The following is a 19,235-nucleotide window of genomic DNA, read 5'->3' as shown; positions in this document are numbered from 1 at the left end:
TTCGGTTCATCCCTCCCATCACGGACGCGAATGCCTCAACCTGGTGCGAGCGGGCCCTCCGGGAGGGCGTCGCGCTTCGCCTTGGCCCGCTGGCCGGCCCGCGCCTGCGCCTCGCGGGCGCATTTCCCGAGATGCGCCTCGCGGTTGATGACCTGGAGATTCGGCCGGCCCCAATGATCGAGGAGATCCGGCCAGGGCATGGCCCGATGCTCGCGCCAGACCCGGAACAGCGGCACGCGATGATCCACCTCGGCGGTCCTGAGAAGGCGGCGTCCCGTCTCCGGGCAGCAGCGCCCCTGCGCGCGCTTCAAGGCCTGGACCTGTCCGGAGGGATCGCACCAGAGCTGCCAGGCGACGACGCAGGCGGAATGCCACGTCGCGCGCTTGTTCGGCCGCCCGTCGCCCCAGAGGTCGCGGTGCCAGCCGAAGCGGAAGACCGGCTGGCCGCAGACGCAGCAATGGCCGGGTCCTCGGGCGAAGGCGGTTTCGCGGAACGGCGCCGGCGGGCAGCGGAAGCTCGTGCGTCGGCCCTCCGTCGCGACGTCGAGACGCCAGGCCCAGCCGTCCGGGGTGCCGGAGCGTCGGGCGAGCGCCCGCGCCAGACGGTCGGCACGCAACGGATGCGCGCGCCAATAGCCTTCCATCGCCCGCCGCAGGGTCGGCGGGATCAGCGGGCGGGCGAGCGCATGGTTCAGCACCGGCGCGGGAAACACGGCCGGCAGGGCCCGCCGGAGCCGGGCGAGCGACTTTTCGTTCCGGCCGTCGCGCCATGCGCTCATCCGGGATCCTTCAGGGTCGGGGTCGATTCGGAGCGGCCAGGATGGCCTGTCCGGGTGACCGTTCCGTTTCCGACGGGCCGTCGTCCTCGGGGCTGGGGGCGGCTCCGTTCCGCGGTGCAGCCCGGGGCGGATCACCTCGCAGCAACACGGTCGCCGAGGCCGCGACGATCAGGGCGAGGCCGATCCAGTCCGTGGCGGTCGGGCGCTCGCCGAGGATCAGCGTCGCGCCGATGACGCCGATCCCGGGCACCAGGAGCGAGCCGACCGACGCAATCCCGGCCGGCATCCGGCCGAGAATCACGAACCAGAGCGTCGTCGCGAGCGCCTGGCCGACGATGATGTTGTAGCCGAGCCCGAACCACGTCGTCGCGAGCCGCGGCAGCTCCTGCGGCAGCCCCTCGAAGGCGAGCATCCCGATCGTGGTCAGCACCGCGCCGAACGCCATCTGCCAGCTCGTGAGGACGAGACGGGGCACGGGGATCGGGTAGCGTTTCAGGAGGATGCTGCCGGCGGCCCAGACCACACCCGAGAGGAGCGCATAGACGAGCCCGACCGAGAATTCGCCGGCCTGGATCACCGGCCAGCCGAGCGCGACGAGGCCCGCGCCGCCGAGCCCGAGGCCGGTGATCCGGCGCCGGTCGAGCCGCTCGCCCAGCACGATCCTGGCGAAGATCACCGTCCAGATCGGCATCGTATAGGACAGGACCGCGCTCCGGCTGGTCGAGGCCGAAACCTGTGCGAAGGCGCTGAGGAGGTTGTAGCCCACGATCGGCAGGACCCCGATGCCGAGGAGCCGCACCCACATCCGGCGCGGCACGGCGGGCGACATGCCGGTCGCCGCCATCGCGCCGAACATCAGGACCGTGGCGGCCGCGAAGCCGACGCTGCGCAGGGTCCAGGGCTGGATCTCATCCAACGCGAGCCGGACCGCCGGCCAGTTCAGCCCCCAGCCGAGCCCGAGAAGACCGACCAGCATGGCATTCCGGATCATCGAAGGAGTCCGGTCCGCAGCGAGCGGAGCGCTCCCGACCCGCGGGCTTCCGTCACGCCTTCCAGAGCCAGGCGGCGCCCCGGACGCCCGAGGCGTCGCCATGCCGATGCCGCACGATGGCCGTCGCGAACCGGTCGGAGAAGACATGCGGCTCGATCGCGGCCGGGAGGTCGCGGTAGAGCTCGTCGACATTCGACATGCCGCCGCCGAGCACGATGATGTCCGGATCGATGAGGTTCACGGCGCTCGCGATGCCGCGCGACAGGCGGTCGAGATAGGCGGCATAGGTCGCACCCGCCGCGGAGTCTCCCTGCCGCATGGCCGCGACGATGGCGGCAGCCTCCAGGGCCTGGCCGGTACGCTCGCGATGGTCGCGCTCGATGCCGGTCCCGGATACGAAGGTCTCGATGCAGCCGGACCGTCCGCAGAAGCAAGGCGGGCCGGGCCGCTCCTCGTCTCGCGGCCAGGGCAGCGGGTTGTGGCCCCATTCGCCCGTGATACGGTTGCGGCCGCCGAGCGCCCGACCGTCGATCGCGATGCCGGAACCGGCACCGGTTCCGAGGATGACGCCCCAGACGACGGGATGGCCGGCCCCTGCCCCGTCCACCGCCTCGGAGACCGCGAAGCAATTCGCGTCGTTCTCGACCCGAACCTCGCGGCCGAGCGCGCCGGCGAGGTCGCGGTCGAGCGGACGGCCGTTATTCCAGGTCGAGTTCGCATTCATGACGAGGCCGGTCGCGGGCGAGATCGCGCCCGGGATTCCGATCCCGACGCTGCCGGTGCGGCCCGTCTCGGCCTCGATCTCGGCGACGAGCCCGGCGATCGTGGCCATGCAGCCGTCGTAATCGCCCTTCGGGGTCGCGACCCGTCGGCGTGCCAGCGTCTCGCCTTCGGTCGAGAGCGCGATTCCCTCGATCTTGGTGCCGCCCCAGTCGATGCCGATCAGCATGGGTGGCTCAGGCCGCGGCCGCCACCTCGACGGCACGGTCGACCTCGAGCGCGCGGCCGAGCCGGCGCATGACGTCGGCGAGATGCGGCTTCGCGGCGATCTGCCGGGCATGAAGCCGGGTCACCGCGGCCGAGAGCCGGCCGTCGCGCCCGAGGATGTCGTCAGCGAAGCCGATCATGCGCAGGTTAGGCCACGCCTGGGGCCGGATCGCGACGAGCCGCTCGATGACGCCGTCATCGCTCTCGTCCGGATAGGCCGCGAGCAGCATCATCGTCATCGCGGCCGTCGAGCGCGAGATGCCCATGTGGCAATGGATGAGAAGGTGCCCGCTCTCGCCTTCGGCCTTACCCTCGACCACCTCGTCGCCGAAGGCCACGATCTCCTCGACGTGATGCCGCTCGGGAAGGATCATGTCGCCCATCGGCGCGACGATGTCGTGGAAGCGCAGCGTGGTGCGGTGGTGCCGGTCGTAGGCCTGGAAGGATTCGGGATCCGGCGTGCCTGGGTCCAGGATCGAGAGGATGTGGCTGACGCCGCTGTCGCGGTGTCCGTCGAGCTCTTCGAGGCCGCAGACGGTGAGGAGTGAGAGCGAAGCGCGTTTCATCGCGCGCCTCTAGCAGCAATGGCCGGGCGATCCTACCCGGGCCTAATTCTCGGTCTCGTCCTCGTCGTCCTCCTCCTCGCCGACATGAGCGCGGCAGAAGGCGGGCGCCTCCGCCCCGAGTAGGGCGCAGCTGCGGTGGATCTCGTCCCGGATCAGCCCGCAGCGATACTCGGCGTTGCAGGGCGGACGCGAGGCCAGCGACACCTGCCGGCACTGGCCCACCAGCGAGGCGGCACCCTTCGGGCCAAGCTCGTCCGAGCAGCTCTTGGCCGAGCCGCGCGTGGCCGCCGCTGCCGGCATGGAGGCGAGCGCGACACACGCCATTCCGAGCAGAAGGGCCGGCCTCCACCGCCGACGGATCGCGGCCGGCGAGCGAGGCTCAGCGCCGGACATCGTAATCCACCCGCGCCCGGCCGCCGATCCGGACCTCGGTTCCGCCCCCGAGATCGATGAAGCCCGGCCGCCTTCCCGCCCTGGCCCGGTCGGGATCGTAGGGTTCGACCTTGGCCGGTGGCGGACAGGTTGCCGGTCTGCGCGCGCGCTGGGCCGAATCGCCCCGGACAGGGCATGTCTCGGCGGCCGCCGGGACGGCCAGCAACAGCAGCGCAGCCACGAGGGGGTGGCGGAGGTCGGTCACAGGAGGCCCAGCTCCACCAACTCGCGCCGCATCGTCTCCGGCAAAGCCCGAATCGAGGCCGCGGAATCGCCGAGATCGGCGGGGGCGTCGGCATGGCCGAGATAGCGCCACCCCTGGAAAGGCCGGCAGGGGCGCGGCGACACCGGGGTGACCTCCGGATGCAGGACCAGCCGGCAGCGACCGATCCCCTCGCCGTCCGTGAAGGTCCGGATGGCGGTGAGGCGCTGCCGACAGGCGAGCTGCCCCCGGATGACCCAGTAGAGCGAGCCGCCGTCGAGGAGCTCGTCCGCCCGTTTCGGAGCCATACGGGTCACGTGGACATGCTCTTGGGCCGAGCCGTCCTTCGACAGGCGGCGCCGCTTCTCGAGGATCCAGGCCTCGAGTTCGCCGATCGTGTCGACCCCGACGCAGAGCTTGATCAGGTGAAGCGCCATGCCTCGCCTATAGCGCAAAGCAGCCCCGTGCGAATGCGACAGGGCGGCGCCGTCCAGAGGAAAGCGCCACGTGGCCCTCGGCCGAAGAATGCCTAGGCGAATTCCAGGATCACCGCGTCCACCGCGAGGCTCTCGCCCTCTTTCGCGACGACCTTGGCGATCGTGGCGTCGCGTTCGGCGCGAAGCACGTTTTCCATCTTCATCGCCTCGACGATCGCGAGCGGCTCGCCGGCCTTCACGACCTGGCCTGCCTTGACCTGAATCGCCTTGACGAGGCCCGGCATCGGGCAGAGCAAAGCCTTGCCGGCCCCGCTCTCGACCTTCTCCAGCATCAGGCCCGCGAGATCGGCCTCGCGCCGCGTGTAGACCCGGGCCTCGACCGCCGTGCCGGCATGGGCGAGGCGAACGCCGTTCCGGATCGGCCGCACCTGCAGGGTGAGGACCTTGGCGCCGACCGTCCCGGTCCAGACCGGCTGGCCGGGCCGCCAGGCGGAGGACACGGCAAGCCGCTCGCCATCCGCGAAGGCCACGACCGGCCCGGCCTCGCCATCGTCGATCGTGACCGGGTGCCGGTCGGGGCCGAGTGCCACGACCCGGTCGCGCTCGAACCGGACGAAGCCCGGCCGCATCTGGCCGGAGATGCCGCGCTTCCTCTCGTTCTGGAGGTGGTCGATCGCGGCCGCGACGGCGGCGACCTGCCGGGCCTGCGCGCCGGTCGGGGCAAGCTCGCTGAAACCCGAAGCGAATTCTTCGGTGATGAAGCCTGTCGACAGCCGTCCCTCGCGCCAGCGCGGATGCGCCATCAGGGCGGAGAGGAACGGGATGTTGTGCCGGATCCCGTCGATCGCGAAGGCGTCGAGCGCCGTGGAATGGGCCTCGATCGCCGCGATGCGGGTCGGCGCGTGGGTGACGAGCTTCGCGATCATGGGGTCGTAGAAGATCGGGATCTCGCCGCCCTCCTCCACGCCGGTGTCGTTCCGCACCGTCGCGCCGCCGTCGACCGGTCCCTCGGCGGGCGGCCGATAGGTCACGAGACGCCCGATCGAGGGGAGGAAGTTGCGGGTCGGATCCTCGGCATAGACGCGGCTCTCGATCGCCCATCCGTCGAGCCGCACCTGCTCCTGCGTCAGCGGCAGCTTCTCGCCTGCCGCCACCCGGATCATCAGCTCGACGAGATCGAGCCCGGTGATCATCTCGGTCACCGGATGCTCGACCTGGAGACGGGTATTCATCTCGAGGAAGTAGAAGGACTTGTCCTGGCCGGCCACGAACTCGACCGTGCCCGCGGAATCGTAGCCTACGGCCTTGGCGAGCGCGACCGCCTGCGCCCCCATCTTCGCCCGCGTCTCGGGATCGAGGAGCGGCGACGGCGCCTCCTCGATCACCTTCTGATTCCGGCGCTGGATCGAGCATTCCCGCTCGCCGAGATGGATCACGTGGCCGTGCTTGTCGCCCAGCACCTGGATCTCGATGTGGCGCGGGTCGGTGATGAACTTCTCGATGAAGACGCGGTCGTCCCCGAAGGACGACGCGGCTTCCGATTTCGAGCGCGCAAATCCCTCCGCGACCTCGTCCTTGGAATGGGCGATGCGCATGCCCTTGCCGCCGCCGCCGGCGGAGGCCTTGATCATCACCGGATAGCCGATCTCGCCCGCGATCCGCATGGCATGGTCCGGGCTCTCGATCACGCCGAGGAAGCCCGGCACGGTCGAGACATTCGCGGCCGCCGCCGCCTTCTTGGATTCGATCTTGTCGCCCATCGCGGCGATGGCGTGCGGGTTCGGCCCGATGAAGGTGATGCCGGCGGCTTCCAGCGCGCGCGGAAACGCCTCCCGCTCGGATAGGAAGCCGTAGCCCGGATGGACCGCCTGGGCCCCTGTCTGGAGGCAGGCCTCAACGATCCGGTCGATCAGGAGGTAGGATTCGGCGGCCGCGGCCGGTCCGATATGGACGGCCTCGTCGGCCATCCCGACATGCAGCGCGTCGCGATCGGCATCGGAGAAGACGGCTACCGTCCTGATGCCCATCCGCCGCGCCGTCTTGATCACCCGGCAGGCGATCTCGCCGCGATTGGCGATCAGAATCTTGTCGAACATGCGCTCTGAATCGGCCGTGGCGTGAGGGATCGCAGGACGCGATCCTGTCCGTTATCGCAAGCCGACGAGACAGGGAAGCGAGCCGGGAGGCCCGCTCGGGTTCAGGCGGCGATCGCGTCCAGGATGTCGCCCGGAGTGGCGTTCATGCGGCCCCGGGCCGAGCGCATCACGAAGGCGATGAGGGTCGTATCGGCCCGCTCGGCCTCGCGCACCACGTCGAAGGCGATGGCTTCCGCGACGGGGCTCGGGCCGGTTCCGGCCGAGAGCGAGGCGACGAGCCAGGTCGCCGTCTCGTGGTCGACATAGCCGGTGGGGCGCGAGGTCCACACCACGTAGTCGACGACCGTCTGGCTCGCGAACGCGCTCCAGCTGCAATGCTTGTAGGGAATGGCGCGGTCGAGCGCGATCAGGATGTCCGCCTCGTCGCGGCTCTCGAGACCGTCAGGCAGGATGTCGCGCTGCAGACGCCGCACGTCTTCCACCGTGATCTCGCGCTTGGCCAGCACGGTCTTGACGAAGTGTTCGAGTGACGACTTGACCATGTTCGATGCTCCCCGGAGCCATTTGCTGGCTCTCATGTCCCGCTACGCCATCAACACTTAGGCAAGCTGTCCGGACGGGAGGTTAATCCGTAGATATCAACGGATTTTCAGGTTAAGCGGAGCGGAAATCTGTTGGTTGCAGGAACGTTGCTTGGTTACGGCGGATTTTACGGATTGGGCGGACTTCCTTTACCTTGCAGGGCCGGCTCGGCTCGGGCCGGCCGTCCCGCAAGGGAGACCCGCGCCTCTACGCTGCCGCCGGCGCGAGCGTGATGAGGCGGCCGCCCTCCGTGACCTGGGCTCCCGCCTCCGCGGTGACCTCGGCGATCTCGCCGTCGCGCGGCGCGAGGAGGGCATGCTCCATCTTCATCGCCTCGACGATCGCGAGCCGCTGGCCACGCACGACCTGGTCTCCGACCGCCACGAAGACGGCGATCAGCTTGCCGTGCATCGGCGCCTTGACGCTGTCGCCGGCGTCGAGATGGTCGAGATCGACCGCGAAGGGATCGACCATCGCGACCCGGGTCTGCCGGCCGCCCCGGACCAGGACCATGCCGTCGGGCGTCGGAACGATCTGGGCGCCGTCCGCCCCGAAGGTGCCGAAATGGCTGTCCTCGTCCCAGCTGAAGTCGGGTCGGCCGGCATAGCCGAGCGACGGGATCTCTACCTCGGCCTCCGTGCCGCGCCAGCGCAGCGCGACGGGGACGACCTCGCCGTCGACCTGGACGAGATGGCGGGTGCGGCGCTCGCCCATGAGCTGGAAGGCGTCCTGGTTCCGCCACGGATCGCCGCGCCAGGCCGACCCGCCCTGGGCCGCTGCCTGGATCGGGCTCGGATTGCGGGCGCGCTCGTCCGCGTCGAGGAGCTTCAGCAGGCCAGCCGCGACGACCTCGCCGTCCGGGCCCTCGGTCGCGCCGGTCAGCGCGTCGAGATTGCGGTCGATGGATCCCGTGTCGAAGCCGCCCGTCCGGAATTCCGGCATGTCGCAGAGCGCGCGGAGAAAGCCGGCATTGGTCCGGGGTCCCGCGACGACCGTCCGGGCGAGCGCCGCCGAGAGCCGGTCGAGCGCGGTGTCGCGGTCCGGCCCATGCGCGATCACCTTCGCGATCATCGGATCGTAGAAGGGCGTGACCTCGTCGCCGGCGACGACGCCGGTATCGATGCGGATGCCCTCCCCTTCCGGGAAGCGGAGCGCCCAGAGCTTGCCCGTCGAGGGCAGGAAGCCCTTGGCCGGATCCTCGGCATAGAGCCGCGCCTCGACGGAATGGCCGTCGATGCGGAGGTCTTCCTGGCGGACGGCGAGCGGCTCGCCCGCGGCGACCCGGAACTGCCATTCGACGAGGTCGAGCCCGGTGATCGCCTCCGTGACCGGATGCTCGACCTGCAGCCGGGTGTTCATCTCCATGAAGTAGAAGCGGTCGGGCCTCAGCCCCTCGCGGGCATCGGCGATGAACTCGACCGTGCCGGCCCCGACATAGCCGACCGACTTCGCGGCCTCGACGGCGGCCCGGCCCATGATCTCGCGCATCTCGGGCGAAAGCCCAGGCGCCGGCGCCTCCTCGATCACCTTCTGGTGGCGGCGCTGGAGCGAGCAGTCGCGCTCGAACAGGTGAACGGCGTGACCGTGGCTGTCGGCGAAGACCTGCACCTCGACGTGGCGGGGCGACAGCACGTATTTCTCGACGAGGACGCGGGGGTCGCCGAAGGCGGAGGCCGCCTCGCGTTGCGCGCTCTCGAGCGCCGACTCGAACTCGGCCTGCTTGTCGACGCGCCGCATGCCCTTGCCGCCGCCGCCCGCGACGGCCTTGATCAGCACCGGATAGCCGATCTCATAGGCCTTCTGCCGGAGGAATTCGGGCTCCTGGCGGCTGCCGTGATAGCCGGGCACGACCGGGACCCCCGCCCCGATCGCGAGCGCCTTTGCGGCGTCCTTGAGACCCATGGCCCGGATCGCCGAAGCGGGCGGGCCGACGAAGGCGATGCCCTCGGCCTCGCAGGCCTCCGCGAACTCGGCCCGCTCCGACAAGAAGCCGTAGCCCGGATGGATCGCGGCCGCGCCGGAGGCCCGCGCCGCCGCCATGATGCGGTCGATGGCGAGATAGCTGTCGCGGGCAGGCGCCGGCCCGATCAGGTGGGCCTCGTCCGCCTGCTGCACGAAGAGGGAGCGGGCATCGGCCTCGGAATAGACGGCGATCGTCCGGATGCCGAGACGACGCGCCGTGCGGATGATCCGGCAGGCGATCTCGCCGCGATTGGCGATGAGGACGGATGACAGCACGGCGACCCCGCTTCCCGCGACCGAGAGGCGGCCCTTATCCGGAAAGGGGCGCGGGAAGTCGAGCGGCTGCCGTCGGGCTCGGGACCCGGGAAGCGCGGCCGCCCTCCCCGCAGGGAGGAGGACTAAGCGCCAAGCTGATGGTCGGGCGAGCCTCGGACGATCACAGGTCCTGAAGGCCGCCGCTTCCGGTCGAGGCCGGCTTGCCGCCCACGTTGATCTTTACGTTGAAGACCTGCGTCTGCCCCTCCGGCGTGCGTGTCTCGTAGGAGATCTCGTCCGTCCCGCTGAAGTTTTTCTTCGGCATGTAGACCAGCTGCTGCACCGGCGTGTCCTTGTTCGGGCAACGGAAGCTGGCCGGCGTCTTCAGCGTGCCGCTGCGGACGATGACCTCGCCATTCTTCGGCGCGGTGATGACCCGAATGCCGCCGAGTTCGCCGATCGAACAATCCTTCTTCAGCGCCGTCTCGACCGCGATCCGGGCCGGCTTGCCAGGCTGGATCGTCGCCGTCCGGGCCGTCTGCGCAGCCGCGCCCCCCATGCTCGCCGCGAGGCCGAGGGCTGCGACGGTCAAGGCAAAGGTGGTCTTCATGTTGGGCCCTCGGTCGATTGCGTCGCCGAGACATAAGCATGCCGTCGACAGGCCGCGAGAGGCAGGCCTGAAGAACGTCTGTCGAACCGACTGGTCCGCAGCGGTTCCGGACGTCGGCTCAGCCCCGCGCGCCGACCCAACGGACGATGTCGAGCAGCACGCCGGACAGCACCCGGTCGAGTGCCTGGGCGACGGTGCCGCCCGCCGAATCGGAGACCGGCGTCCGGGCGCTGAAGACGCGGGCGTTGACGATCTTGCCCGTCCTCGCGTCGAGCACCTTCGCCGAGATCTCGACCACGGCTTCGCCGCGCGCCGCATCCAACTGGAAGGCCCGGATGTCGGTGTTGAGCTGGTACTCGGCCGTCACGCCCTCGCCCGGTCGCGCCACGGCCCGGATGCGGGTCGCGTTCTCGAAGGTCTGGAGCAGCCTGGCCTGGATCAGGCGGGGCAGGCGGTCCGCCCATTGCGCGCCGCTGATGTAGGACACCGATCCCGCGGCGTCCCGGGCCAGAATGCGCTCCGCTTCGAGCGGCTGGATCGCAGACGGCTCCGCGACCACGAGCTGACCCGCGATCCCCCCTCCGCCGCGTACCGCCAGGCGCGGGGCGGTGAGGTCGAAGGCGGGGCTTGGTGCCGACGAGCAGGCGCCGAGCCCCCAGGTGGCGACGGCGAGGACCGCGAAGGTCAGGGCGCGTCGCCGCCGTCCTACCATCGGCAGGGACGACGACGGTGTCACGTTATGCATGGTGGGGCACGCGCTTTCCGGGATCAGCGGCCGGAGAATTCGGGAATGGAGGCGCGCCCCGAGCCAAAGATGACCGAGGACGGGTTCTGCTCGAGGTTGCGGGCGGCGCGGCCGACCGTGTTGACGGTGCGCCGCGCATCCGTCGAGAGCGCCTCGATCTGCTTCGATCCCACGCCCGAGAAGCGGGAGACGCCCTGCGCGATCACGGTCGCCTGACGGTCAAGATTCTCGCTCGCCTTGCGGAAGGCATCCATCGCGGTGCGGATGGACTCGAAGGTACTCTTGCCCTCCTGCCCGGCCGCCGAGCCGAGGAAGTTCTCCGCCGCCTTCATCACGCCGTCGATCTTGTCGGCGGCCGAGTTCAGCTTGGCGGTGAGCTGGTTGGCGTTCCGGACCGTGGACTGGACGTCCTCCGTCGAGGACGCGAGGCCGGCCGTGAAGCGCTGCGTGTTGTCGATCGTCTGGTTCAACTTTACCGGGTCGATCGCCGCGAAGGCGCGGTTCATGTCGCTCAGAGCCTGGTCGAGCTTCGGCGCGGATTCGTTCAGCCGCCCGGCGAGCGCGGAGGCATCGGCCAGGAAGGTCGAGATCTTGGGACGGCTCTCTTCCACGGTCTGGGTCACGCCCTCGATGTTGCGGAGGGTGTTGCGCACCCGGTCAGGCTCGACCGCCGACAGGATGGAGGTCGCGCTCTCGGTCAGCCCTTCGAGCTTCTCGGAGAGCGGGCCGATCCGGCTGGCCGCGCTCGCGACCGAACTCAGGAGATTGTCGAGGGCCGGCGCATTCTTGGCGAGGGCTTCCGTGAAGACGCTGACGTCGCCCACGGCCTTGGTGATGGTGCCGCGGTTTTCCCCGACGAGCGCGTTCACGTTGTCGAGGAGGGCATTGGCCCGATCCGCGGTGCTCCGGGCCGTCTCCAGGATGCTGGCGAGGCCGCCCTTTTCGGCCCGGATGGTCGGGAGATCCTCGCCATCCTTCTTCTCGAGAGGCTTCGCGTCGACACGCCCGCCGCTCAGCGCGATGACGGCCGCCCCGGACAGGATGGCGACGTCGAGCGAGGCCTTCGTGTCCACCTTCACCGGCGTGTCGGGCGTGATCTCGATCTTGGCGAGCGCCTGCTCCGGGTCGTCCTTGTTCAGGCCGACATCGGTCACGTCGCCGACCCGAATGCCGTTGAACAGGACTGGCGAGCCCTTGGAGAGCCCCGCGACCGATCCCGTGAAGATGATCCGGAAGGCGGTCCGCTTGGTCCCGCTTTCCGACCCGGCGAACCAGTAGACGAAGCCGAAAGCCGCAGCGATCACGGCGATCGTGAACAATCCGATGATGGCGTAATTGGCGCGAGTTTCCATTGTGTCCGTCTTATCCGCCGGCACTCATGGCCGAACGCGCCCGTTTCCCGTGGAAGTAGGCCCGCACCCAAGGGTCTTCGGACGCCAGCATCGTGTCCATCGGGCCGTGCGCGATGATGCGCCCGTCCCCCAAAGCCGCGATCCGGTCACATACCGTATAAAGGCTATCGAGGTCGTGAGTCACCATGAAAACCGTGAGGCCCAGCGTACGCTGCAACGTGGCGATGAGTTCGTCGAACTCGCCGGCCCCGATCGGATCCAGGCCGGACGTCGGTTCGTCCAGGAAGAGGATCTCAGGATCGAGCGACAAGGCCCGGGCGAGCGAGGCCCGCTTGATCATGCCGCCCGACAATTCCGAGGGCAGCTTGTCCGCCGCCTCGGGCTTCAAGCCGACCATCTCGATCTTCAGCATCGCGAGTTCGTCGAGGAGCCGGGGCGACAATTCCAGGTATTCCCGCATCGGGACCTGGACGTTCTGCCGCACGGTCAAGGCCGAGAAGAGGGCGCCCTGCTGGAACAGGACGCCCCAGCGCCGCTCGATGGCCGAGCGGGAATTCTCCGTGATGTCGTCGACATTCTCGCCGAAGACCTCGATCGAGCCGCTCCGCTTCGGAACGAGGCCGAGGATCGCGCGGGTCAGGACGGACTTGCCCTGTCCCGAGGGACCGACGAAGCCCAGGATCTCGCCCCGATACACGTCGAGGTCGAGCTTCTTCATGATGAGCCGCTCGCCGAACCCGACCTCGAGGTCGCGCACCCGGATGACGACCTCGCGCTCGTCGTCCTGCTCGTGCGGGGCCTGCATGCGTTCGGCGGCTGCGGGGGCGCTCAAAATTTGATCGCTGCGAAGAAGATGGCGAAGAAGCCATCCAGCACGATGACCATGAAGATGGCCTTCACGACCGACGACGTGACGTGGCGGCCGAGGGATTCGGCGGAGCCCTCGACGGCGAGGCCCTCGATCGAGGCGATCACCCCGATCACGAGCGCCATGAAAGGCGCCTTGATGAGCCCGACCATGAAGGTCTTGACGTCGATCGTGGATTTCAGCCGCGCCAGGAACACGTCCGGGACGATGTCGCCGTAGATCCAGGAGACGAGCCCGGCGCCGATCAGCGCCGCCATGCTGCCCAGGAAGGCCAGGATGGGCAGCCCGATCACGAGGGCCAGGATCCGGGGCACGATCAGCACCTCGACCGGATCGAGGCCCATCACCCGGAGCGCGTCGATCTCCTCGCGCATCTTCATCGACCCGATTTCGGCCGTGAAGGCCGCGCCCGACCGGCCCGCGACCATGATCGAGGTGAGAAGCACGCCGAGTTCGCGCAGCACCAGGATGCCGACGAGATTGACCACGAAGGTCTGGGCGCCGAAGCGCTGGAGCTGGAACAGGCCCTGCTGGGCCACGATGCAGCCGACCAGGAAACAGATGAGGACGATGATCGGGACGCCCCGGAAGGCGATCTGTTCGAGCTGGTTGGTCAGCGCCGGAACGCGGAAGCGCTTCGGGTTCACGATCACGCGGATCAGCGCCGACACCAACTCGCCGAGGAAGCTGACGCCGCGGACGAAATCCTTGCCGGCGCCGGCGACCGCCCCGCCGATATCGGCCATCAGGTCCATGAAGCCGGGCGGCTTCGCCACCACCTCGGGCTGGAAGCCCCGGTAGGCGACCTCGTTCAACAGGATGTGGTGCTCGGACCGGGCATTGACGAAATCCGCCGCGAGGCCGTCGCCGCCGAATTCGTGACGCGTCCGGTCCAGCACCCAGGCGCCGAGCGTGTCGAGACGCTCGATCCCGGACAGGTCGATCAGGATGCGGTTGCAATCGACGGTGGCTTCGACGAGGCCGGCCATCTCGCGCTCGACCGCGCCGGCATGCTCGACCGTCCACCGGCCGTTCAGCCAGGCCCTCAGTTCGTCGCCGTGGCGCTCGAACTCGACCTTCGGATCACGGACATCCGGATCCCGCCGATCCCGACCCGCGCCCAGCTCCTTTGCACCCAAGCCGCTTCCGCCTTTCCGCCGCCAAGCAGCCAGCCAAGCAAGCCCCTTGGCACCCCTCGCCTCAGGTGATAGCGCGCCGAGGGCGGGCAAGTCGAGCGCGCTTCCTGGAGATCCGGATGACGCGCGAGCTCGCGGTGGCTGTCGAGCGGTTCCCGATCTTCGGCACGTTCACGATCGCCCGAGGCTCGCGCACCGAGGCCGTCGTCGTGACGGCGACCATCCGGGACGGTGCCGCGACGGGGCGCGGCGAATGCGTCCCGTACGCCCGTTACGGCGAGACGGTCGACGGTGTCGCAGCCGCGATCCGGGACGTCGCGGGTCGCGTCGCGGCCGGGATGTCCCGCAGCGAGTTGCAGGAGGCCATGCCGGCCGGCGCCGCCCGGAACGCGGTCGATTGTGCGCTCTGGGACCTCGAGGCGAAACTTACCGGTGTGCCGGCCCATGTCGCAGCCGGGATCGACCGGATCGGGCCGGCGACCACGGCCTATACGATCTCGCTCGGATCGCCCGCGGAGATGGCCGAGGGAGCAGCCAAGGCTGCCGGCCGGCCCATCCTCAAGATCAAGCTCGGTGGCCCGGACGGGGATGTCGAGCGGATCGCGGCCGTCCGGCGCGCCGCCCCCGACGCGACCCTGATCGCGGACGCGAACGAGGGCTGGACTGCTGCCAATCTCGAGACGCATCTCGCGGCCTGTGCGGCGGCCGGCTTCGCGCTCATCGAACAGCCGGTCCCGGCCGCCGAGGACGAGATCCTCGCCCGGATCCGGCACGACGTGCCGATCTGCGCCGACGAGAGCCTGCACGAGCGCGGCGACCTCGCCCGTCTGCGGGGCCGCTACGACGCGATCAACATCAAGCTCGACAAGGCCGGCGGACTGACCGAGGCGCTCGCCCTCGCCTCCCAGGCGCAAGCTCTCGGCTTCACCATCATGGTCGGTTGCATGCTGGGCACGTCGCTCGCGATGGCGCCGGCCTTTCTCCTCACGCCCTCCGCCCGCTTCGTCGACCTCGACGGGCCGCTCCTCCTCGCCGCCGACCGCGAGCCGGGCCTCTCCTTCGAGGGAAGCCTCGTTCGCCCGCCCTCCCCCGCCCTGTGGGGGTAGAAGGTAGAAGCAGGCTGATATAGCCGCGCATACGGACCCGAAAGGATTGCTGGCCGACATTGAGGCTCCGAAGCGCCTGATCCGCCATGCCCGACACCGACGCTCCCATGCTGCCGGAGCAAGCCCATTGCGAGATCGAGGCCGCGCTCGGCGCGACGGCGCGGGGCCGGCGCTTCCTCGCCGACTTCGCCCGGCGCAGCCGGACCGCCGACACCAGGCTCCTGCTCGATGCGATCGCGGCTCTGGCGCGAAGGGTGACCGAGACCGCGCCGCAGCATGACACCGCCCTGCTCCGGGCCGAAGTCGGGGCCCTGCTGGACGAGCTCCGGGCCGCGCGGGTCGCGATCATGGACAAGGCGGCCGACCCCGACCGGCCCGGCGCCGCTGGGGCCGATCTCGACGACCTCATGCGCCACGCCGATCGGGCCGCTGCCGACATCCAGGATGCGACCGAGCAGATCCAGGAGACGGCCTGGACGATGCGCGAGGGCGGCTTCGATTCGGCCCTATGCGACCTGCTCGATCACCGGGCGACGGAGATCTACGCCGCCTGCGCCCGCCACGAGGTTGCGGCCCGCGGGCTCGGCGCGCTCGTCCAGGTTTTCGCTGGGCTCGAACAACGGCTCGACCTCCTGACGAGAACGGGTCTCGCAGCCTCGCGGCCGCCCCTCGACCCGCCTCCGACACTCGCCAACAGGGACGTCGAATTCGTCCTCCGTGACGAACCGGCCGGCGCGGCAGGACAGGGCCCGGCCGTTCCCAGGAGCGGATCCGAACCGGACGGACCGCAAGGAGACAACCCAACCGCACGCGACCTTGCTCTCGAGGAACTCGCGCGGTTCGACGCCCTCGACATCCGCGACAAGCTGCGCCTTTTCACCTGAGGAGCGGGCTCGGCTGCCCTCCTGCCGCGGACGGCGCCGTGCGTTGGCCTCGCCCTCAGCCTCGTGTAGAGCACGGACGGCGTCGGCCGGGTCCCGGCCGGAGCGCGCGCAAGGGTGGTTCGGACATGGCGCGGCGCTTCGCGACGGTCGCCTTCGTGGCGAGCCCAAGTCTCGAGGCCGAGATGGCCGAGGCGGCGCTGAAGGCGCAATACCCGCATGTCGAGCCGGAACACGCCGATGTCGTCGTGGCCCTTGGCGGCGACGGGCTGATGCTCCGGACCCTGCACCGCTTCATGGGGAGCGGCCGTCCGATCTACGGCATGAACAAGGGAACCGTCGGGTTCCTGATGAACGAGTTCAGGACCGAGGGCCTGATCGAGCGCCTGGAGGCGGCCCAGCGCAGCGTCGCCCATCCGCTCCTGATGACCGTGATCGACACCGAGGGCGCGGAACACACGGCCTATGCGATCAACGAGGTCCATATGCTGCGCCAGTCGCACCAGACGGCGAAGCTGCGGGTCGAGGTGGACGGCCATGTGCGACTCGCCGAACTGATCTCGGACGGGATCCTGATCGCGACCCCGGCCGGGTCCACGGCCTACAACCTCTCGGTCGACGGCCCGATCCTGCCGCTGAACGCGCCGCTCCTCGCGCTCACGCCGATCTCGGCCTTCCGGCCGCGGCGCTGGCGCGGCGCGCTCCTGCCCGACCGCGCCCTGATCAGCGTGACGGTGATCGAGGCCGAGCACCGGCCCGTCAGCGCCGTCGCCGACCATACCGAGTTCCGCGACGTATGCCGGGTCAGCGCCTCCATGGATCACGGCATCGATCTCGTGATGCTGCATGACCCGGGTCACAGCCTCGACGAGCGCATCCTGCGCGAACAATTCGGCTATTGACGGCTCAGGCCGCCCAGCGGCCGTGCGGCACCAGCATTTCGGGCGCGTGCTCCATGACGAGCGCGAGCGCCGCCTGGTCGGCGAGCCCGTAGGCCTCCCGCCGGGCTTCGTCGCGCGCCGCCTCGACCTCGAACCGGCGCAGCAGCGCCACGAGCCTTCCGGCATCTTCGGGCGGGAGGGCCTCGCAGGCCGCGAGCGCACGCTCGACCATCCAGCCGGAAAGGCGCGCCGGGCCGTCCGGGTCGCCAACCTCCCGGCGCGCGCAGAGCGCCGCCTCGAAGGCAGGGCGCAGATTCTCGGGTAGCCCCGACCGGCCGTAGAGCGCCCGGAATGCATATCCGCGCGCATCCTGCAGGATCGCGGCGACGCGAGCGCTGGCGAGACCGGACAGCTCCGCGAAGGCCGCGGCCGCGAAGGGCGTGGCCCGGGAGAGGATCGCCCGGAGGATCAGGGCGGGCGTGAGCTGCGCGCTGCGCCGGAGATGGCGGACGAGCCGTTCCGCGTCCTCGCATTCGGCACTCACGGAGAGCGCGACCGTGGTGCGCTCGCGCGCGTCCCGGGTGATCCGTCCCGACCGTTCCGCGCTCAGCCAGCCGCACCCGGTCACGAAGCCGCCGAGCGATTCGGCGAGCGCGGCCACGATCGCCTGCGTGATCTCGACCGGCAGGTCGGGGCGGACCAGGAGCGCTTCTCGGAGCAGACCCGAGCCGCCATGACGTTCGATCATCCGGGCGAGGCTCGCGCCCGTGATCTCCGCGCCCTCGTTCCGGGCGAGGCGGAGGAGCGCATCCGGCGTGCCTATCTCGGCCAAGGCGGCCGAGACGGAGGTGGAGAGCCAGGGTCGGGTCGCGATCGCGCATTGGAGGCGCTCGGCGCCGAGCGCGGCGCGGTCGACGAGGTCGGCATCCGACAGGACGGGGGAACGGGCGAGCACGATCTCGGCAATGTCGTCCTGGTCGTCGGCGAGCGCGACCACGATCGGCCGCGGCGCCTCCGGCGAGGACGCGAGGACCACGGCCATCGCGCGGCGGACCAGCGCCGACGGGTCGTCCAGCATCGCGGTCAGCGCCATGCGGGCCTCCCAGCGGTTGTCTGGAGTCAGGTCGGAATGGAGGAAGGCCTGTGCGAGCGCGGTGACCGCCTCGACACGATCTCCGGGCGGGGCGTCGCGCGCCCAGAGGAGGAACCGGCTGACGATCATGAACGCGACCCTTGGCTGGCGACGAGGCGCTCCGGGGAGGCATGGGCGGGCCGGGCGGCCGCAATCCCGGCCGGCGATGCCGAAGCCGGACGAACGGGAGGAAGCGGCAGGTCGAACCGGATCGGCCTGCTCGCGGCGACGCTCGCCGTCGGCACGGCTTCGAGCGCGGCCACCGAGGCATCGGGCACGGGCGTGGAGGGTGCGACCTCCGGCGATGCCGAATCCCCGGCCGAGGCGCTGCGGGGGAAGAAGCTGACGGCGGCGGCCTGGCTCCTCCCATCGTTGTTCGTGCGCCAGATCTTCGCGACCGCGTCGGAGAGCGGTCCTGTCCGAGCGCCGGTCTGGAACAATCCGCGAAGGCCGGGAGGACCTGCGGGCGGAGCGGGCTGGACCGGGGTCGTCGCGGCTGCGAGCTCGGTCGAGGCCGTGCCGGCCTGCGCGGAGGTGATCGCCTGATACACCTCTCCCGCCCCTCTCGGACGGCCGCCACGGTCGAAGAAGATCCCGCGATTGGCGCGCGCGGCGTCCGGGAAGTCGAGCGCGGCGACGCGGGACGGGTCGGCCCGCGTGGTCGCGATCAGCTCCGCCGCGCCTCGGGCGCCGAGCACATGCGCCATGTAGAGTTCGCCGGGGGACGGCGCGCGGCCGGTCGCGGCAACGAGCGCGTCACGGTTCTGCCGCGTGAGCGTCCCGGCCATCACGGAGGCGAGTTGCGGGTCCTTGCGGAGGTCGAGCAACGCCTGCCGGGTCGCCGGGTCGGCGACGGTCAGGGTGCCGTCGCCCCGCGCTGTGACGGCCTTCGCCTGTTCGGCCAGGCCGAGACGGTCGCCGTCGCTCTTCACGAGGCCGAGCCAGGTCTGCTCGATGAACTGGAACAGCCCGGTAGCCGAGGAGGTCGGGGCCTTGGCGGCGGGATCGAGCGCGGATTCGCGCCGTGCGGTCTTCAGGAGGTAATCGAAATCGGTCCCGGTCGCCGCCGCGCCCTGCCGGATCGCGTCCACCACCGGGAGATCAGCAGATCGACCAGTGGCCGCTGGAGCCGTCGAGGTCGGCGTCGTGAACAGGAACATGCAGGAACGCCGGCGCTGGTGCGAGCGTCACCGTGGCGAAACATGGTAAATGAAGGCTGAAGCCGGGCTCGCCGG

General features: G+C 70.1%; 20 protein-coding genes. 3 read left to right on the top strand and 17 right to left on the bottom strand.

Going from position 1 to position 19,235, the window contains the following annotated elements:
• Window positions 1-35 precede the first annotated feature (35 nt).
• From ACFE87_RS11575 to ACFE87_RS11505, 15 genes are all read right to left on the bottom strand, one after another.
• Window positions 36-779 carry a hypothetical protein gene (locus tag ACFE87_RS11575; RefSeq protein WP_375459782.1) on the bottom strand — a complete coding sequence of 248 codons (744 nt, stop codon included), beginning with the start codon at window positions 777-779 and terminating at the stop codon, window positions 36-38.
• Window positions 780-789: 10 nt separating this feature from the next.
• Window positions 790-1,770, bottom strand: a complete 981-nt coding sequence (locus ACFE87_RS11570) for a DMT family transporter (protein WP_375459781.1) — start codon at window positions 1,768-1,770, stop codon at window positions 790-792.
• A gap of 52 nt (window positions 1,771-1,822) precedes the next feature.
• A complete protein-coding gene (locus tag ACFE87_RS11565) occupies window positions 1,823-2,719 on the bottom strand; it encodes an ROK family protein (protein ID WP_375459780.1) in 897 nt (298 codons plus the stop codon).
• 7 nt (window positions 2,720-2,726) lie between these two features.
• The gene (locus ACFE87_RS11560; RefSeq protein ID WP_375459779.1) at window positions 2,727-3,323 is read right to left on the bottom strand and encodes a tyrosine phosphatase family protein; all 597 of its coding nucleotides are present in this window, start codon (window positions 3,321-3,323) and stop codon (window positions 2,727-2,729) included.
• 42 nt (window positions 3,324-3,365) lie between these two features.
• Entirely contained in the window at window positions 3,366-3,623 is a 258-nt protein-coding gene (locus ACFE87_RS11555) for a hypothetical protein (RefSeq protein ID WP_375459778.1), read from the bottom strand.
• Window positions 3,624-3,702: 79 nt separating this feature from the next.
• On the bottom strand, window positions 3,703-3,960 hold the full coding sequence (locus tag ACFE87_RS11550; protein WP_375459777.1) for a hypothetical protein: 258 nt from the start codon (window positions 3,958-3,960) through the stop codon (window positions 3,703-3,705).
• Complete coding sequence (locus tag ACFE87_RS11545; protein WP_375459776.1) at window positions 3,957-4,394, bottom strand: DUF1489 family protein; 438 nt, start codon at window positions 4,392-4,394, stop codon at window positions 3,957-3,959. The genes ACFE87_RS11550 and ACFE87_RS11545 overlap by 4 nt, the downstream gene beginning before the upstream one ends.
• Window positions 4,395-4,486: 92 nt before the next feature.
• On the bottom strand, window positions 4,487-6,490 hold the full coding sequence (locus ACFE87_RS11540; RefSeq protein WP_375459775.1) for an acetyl-CoA carboxylase biotin carboxylase subunit: 2,004 nt from the start codon (window positions 6,488-6,490) through the stop codon (window positions 4,487-4,489).
• Window positions 6,491-6,591: 101 nt separating this feature from the next.
• Window positions 6,592-7,032 carry a hypothetical protein gene (locus ACFE87_RS11535; protein ID WP_375459774.1) on the bottom strand — a complete coding sequence of 147 codons (441 nt, stop codon included), beginning with the start codon at window positions 7,030-7,032 and terminating at the stop codon, window positions 6,592-6,594.
• A 247-nt stretch (window positions 7,033-7,279) separates the two neighbouring features.
• Window positions 7,280-9,310 carry an acetyl/propionyl/methylcrotonyl-CoA carboxylase subunit alpha gene (locus ACFE87_RS11530; RefSeq protein WP_375459773.1) on the bottom strand — a complete coding sequence of 677 codons (2,031 nt, stop codon included), beginning with the start codon at window positions 9,308-9,310 and terminating at the stop codon, window positions 7,280-7,282.
• A 160-nt stretch (window positions 9,311-9,470) separates the two neighbouring features.
• On the bottom strand, window positions 9,471-9,899 hold the full coding sequence (locus ACFE87_RS11525; RefSeq protein WP_375459772.1) for a 4-aminobutyrate aminotransferase: 429 nt from the start codon (window positions 9,897-9,899) through the stop codon (window positions 9,471-9,473).
• A 118-nt stretch (window positions 9,900-10,017) separates the two neighbouring features.
• Window positions 10,018-10,644 carry an ABC-type transport auxiliary lipoprotein family protein gene (locus ACFE87_RS11520; RefSeq protein WP_375459771.1) on the bottom strand — a complete coding sequence of 209 codons (627 nt, stop codon included), beginning with the start codon at window positions 10,642-10,644 and terminating at the stop codon, window positions 10,018-10,020.
• 23 nt (window positions 10,645-10,667) lie between these two features.
• Window positions 10,668-11,996, bottom strand: a complete 1,329-nt coding sequence (locus tag ACFE87_RS11515) for an MlaD family protein (protein ID WP_375459770.1) — start codon at window positions 11,994-11,996, stop codon at window positions 10,668-10,670.
• A 10-nt stretch (window positions 11,997-12,006) separates the two neighbouring features.
• A complete protein-coding gene (locus ACFE87_RS11510; RefSeq protein ID WP_375459824.1) occupies window positions 12,007-12,801 on the bottom strand; it encodes an ABC transporter ATP-binding protein in 795 nt (264 codons plus the stop codon).
• Between the two features lie 23 nt (window positions 12,802-12,824).
• Window positions 12,825-13,913, bottom strand: a complete 1,089-nt coding sequence (locus ACFE87_RS11505) for an ABC transporter permease (protein ID WP_375459823.1) — start codon at window positions 13,911-13,913, stop codon at window positions 12,825-12,827.
• A 206-nt stretch (window positions 13,914-14,119) separates the two neighbouring features.
• Here ACFE87_RS11505 and dgcA point away from each other — a divergent pair, with 206 nt between their 5' ends.
• The 3 genes from dgcA to ACFE87_RS11490 all read left to right on the top strand — a co-directional run bounded on the left by dgcA (window position 14,120) and on the right by ACFE87_RS11490 (window position 16,889).
• On the top strand, window positions 14,120-15,106 hold the full coding sequence (gene dgcA / locus ACFE87_RS11500; RefSeq protein WP_375459769.1) for an N-acetyl-D-Glu racemase DgcA: 987 nt from the start codon (window positions 14,120-14,122) through the stop codon (window positions 15,104-15,106).
• 86 nt (window positions 15,107-15,192) lie between these two features.
• Window positions 15,193-15,990 carry a hypothetical protein gene (locus ACFE87_RS11495; RefSeq protein WP_375459768.1) on the top strand — a complete coding sequence of 266 codons (798 nt, stop codon included), beginning with the start codon at window positions 15,193-15,195 and terminating at the stop codon, window positions 15,988-15,990.
• A gap of 125 nt (window positions 15,991-16,115) precedes the next feature.
• On the top strand, window positions 16,116-16,889 hold the full coding sequence (locus ACFE87_RS11490; RefSeq protein WP_375459767.1) for an NAD kinase: 774 nt from the start codon (window positions 16,116-16,118) through the stop codon (window positions 16,887-16,889).
• Window positions 16,890-16,893: 4 nt separating this feature from the next.
• On the opposite strand, the gene ACFE87_RS11485 is transcribed toward ACFE87_RS11490, so the two are convergent.
• On the bottom strand, window positions 16,894-18,090 hold the full coding sequence (locus ACFE87_RS11485) for a DUF2336 domain-containing protein (protein WP_375459766.1): 1,197 nt from the start codon (window positions 18,088-18,090) through the stop codon (window positions 16,894-16,896).
• Window positions 18,087-19,160 (bottom strand): lytic transglycosylase domain-containing protein, encoded by a 1,074-nt coding sequence (locus ACFE87_RS11480; RefSeq protein WP_375459765.1) that lies wholly within the window; start codon window positions 19,158-19,160, stop codon window positions 18,087-18,089. Before ACFE87_RS11480 ends, ACFE87_RS11485 begins: the two co-directional genes overlap by 4 nt.
• Between the last annotated feature and the right edge of the window lie 75 nt (window positions 19,161-19,235).

The organism is uncultured Enterovirga sp. (assembly GCF_964242715.1).
GTDB lineage: Bacteria > Pseudomonadota > Alphaproteobacteria > Rhizobiales > Beijerinckiaceae > Enterovirga.
The sequence above is the reverse complement of the archived record's forward strand: the minus strand, read 5'-3'. Positions and strand labels throughout refer to the sequence as shown.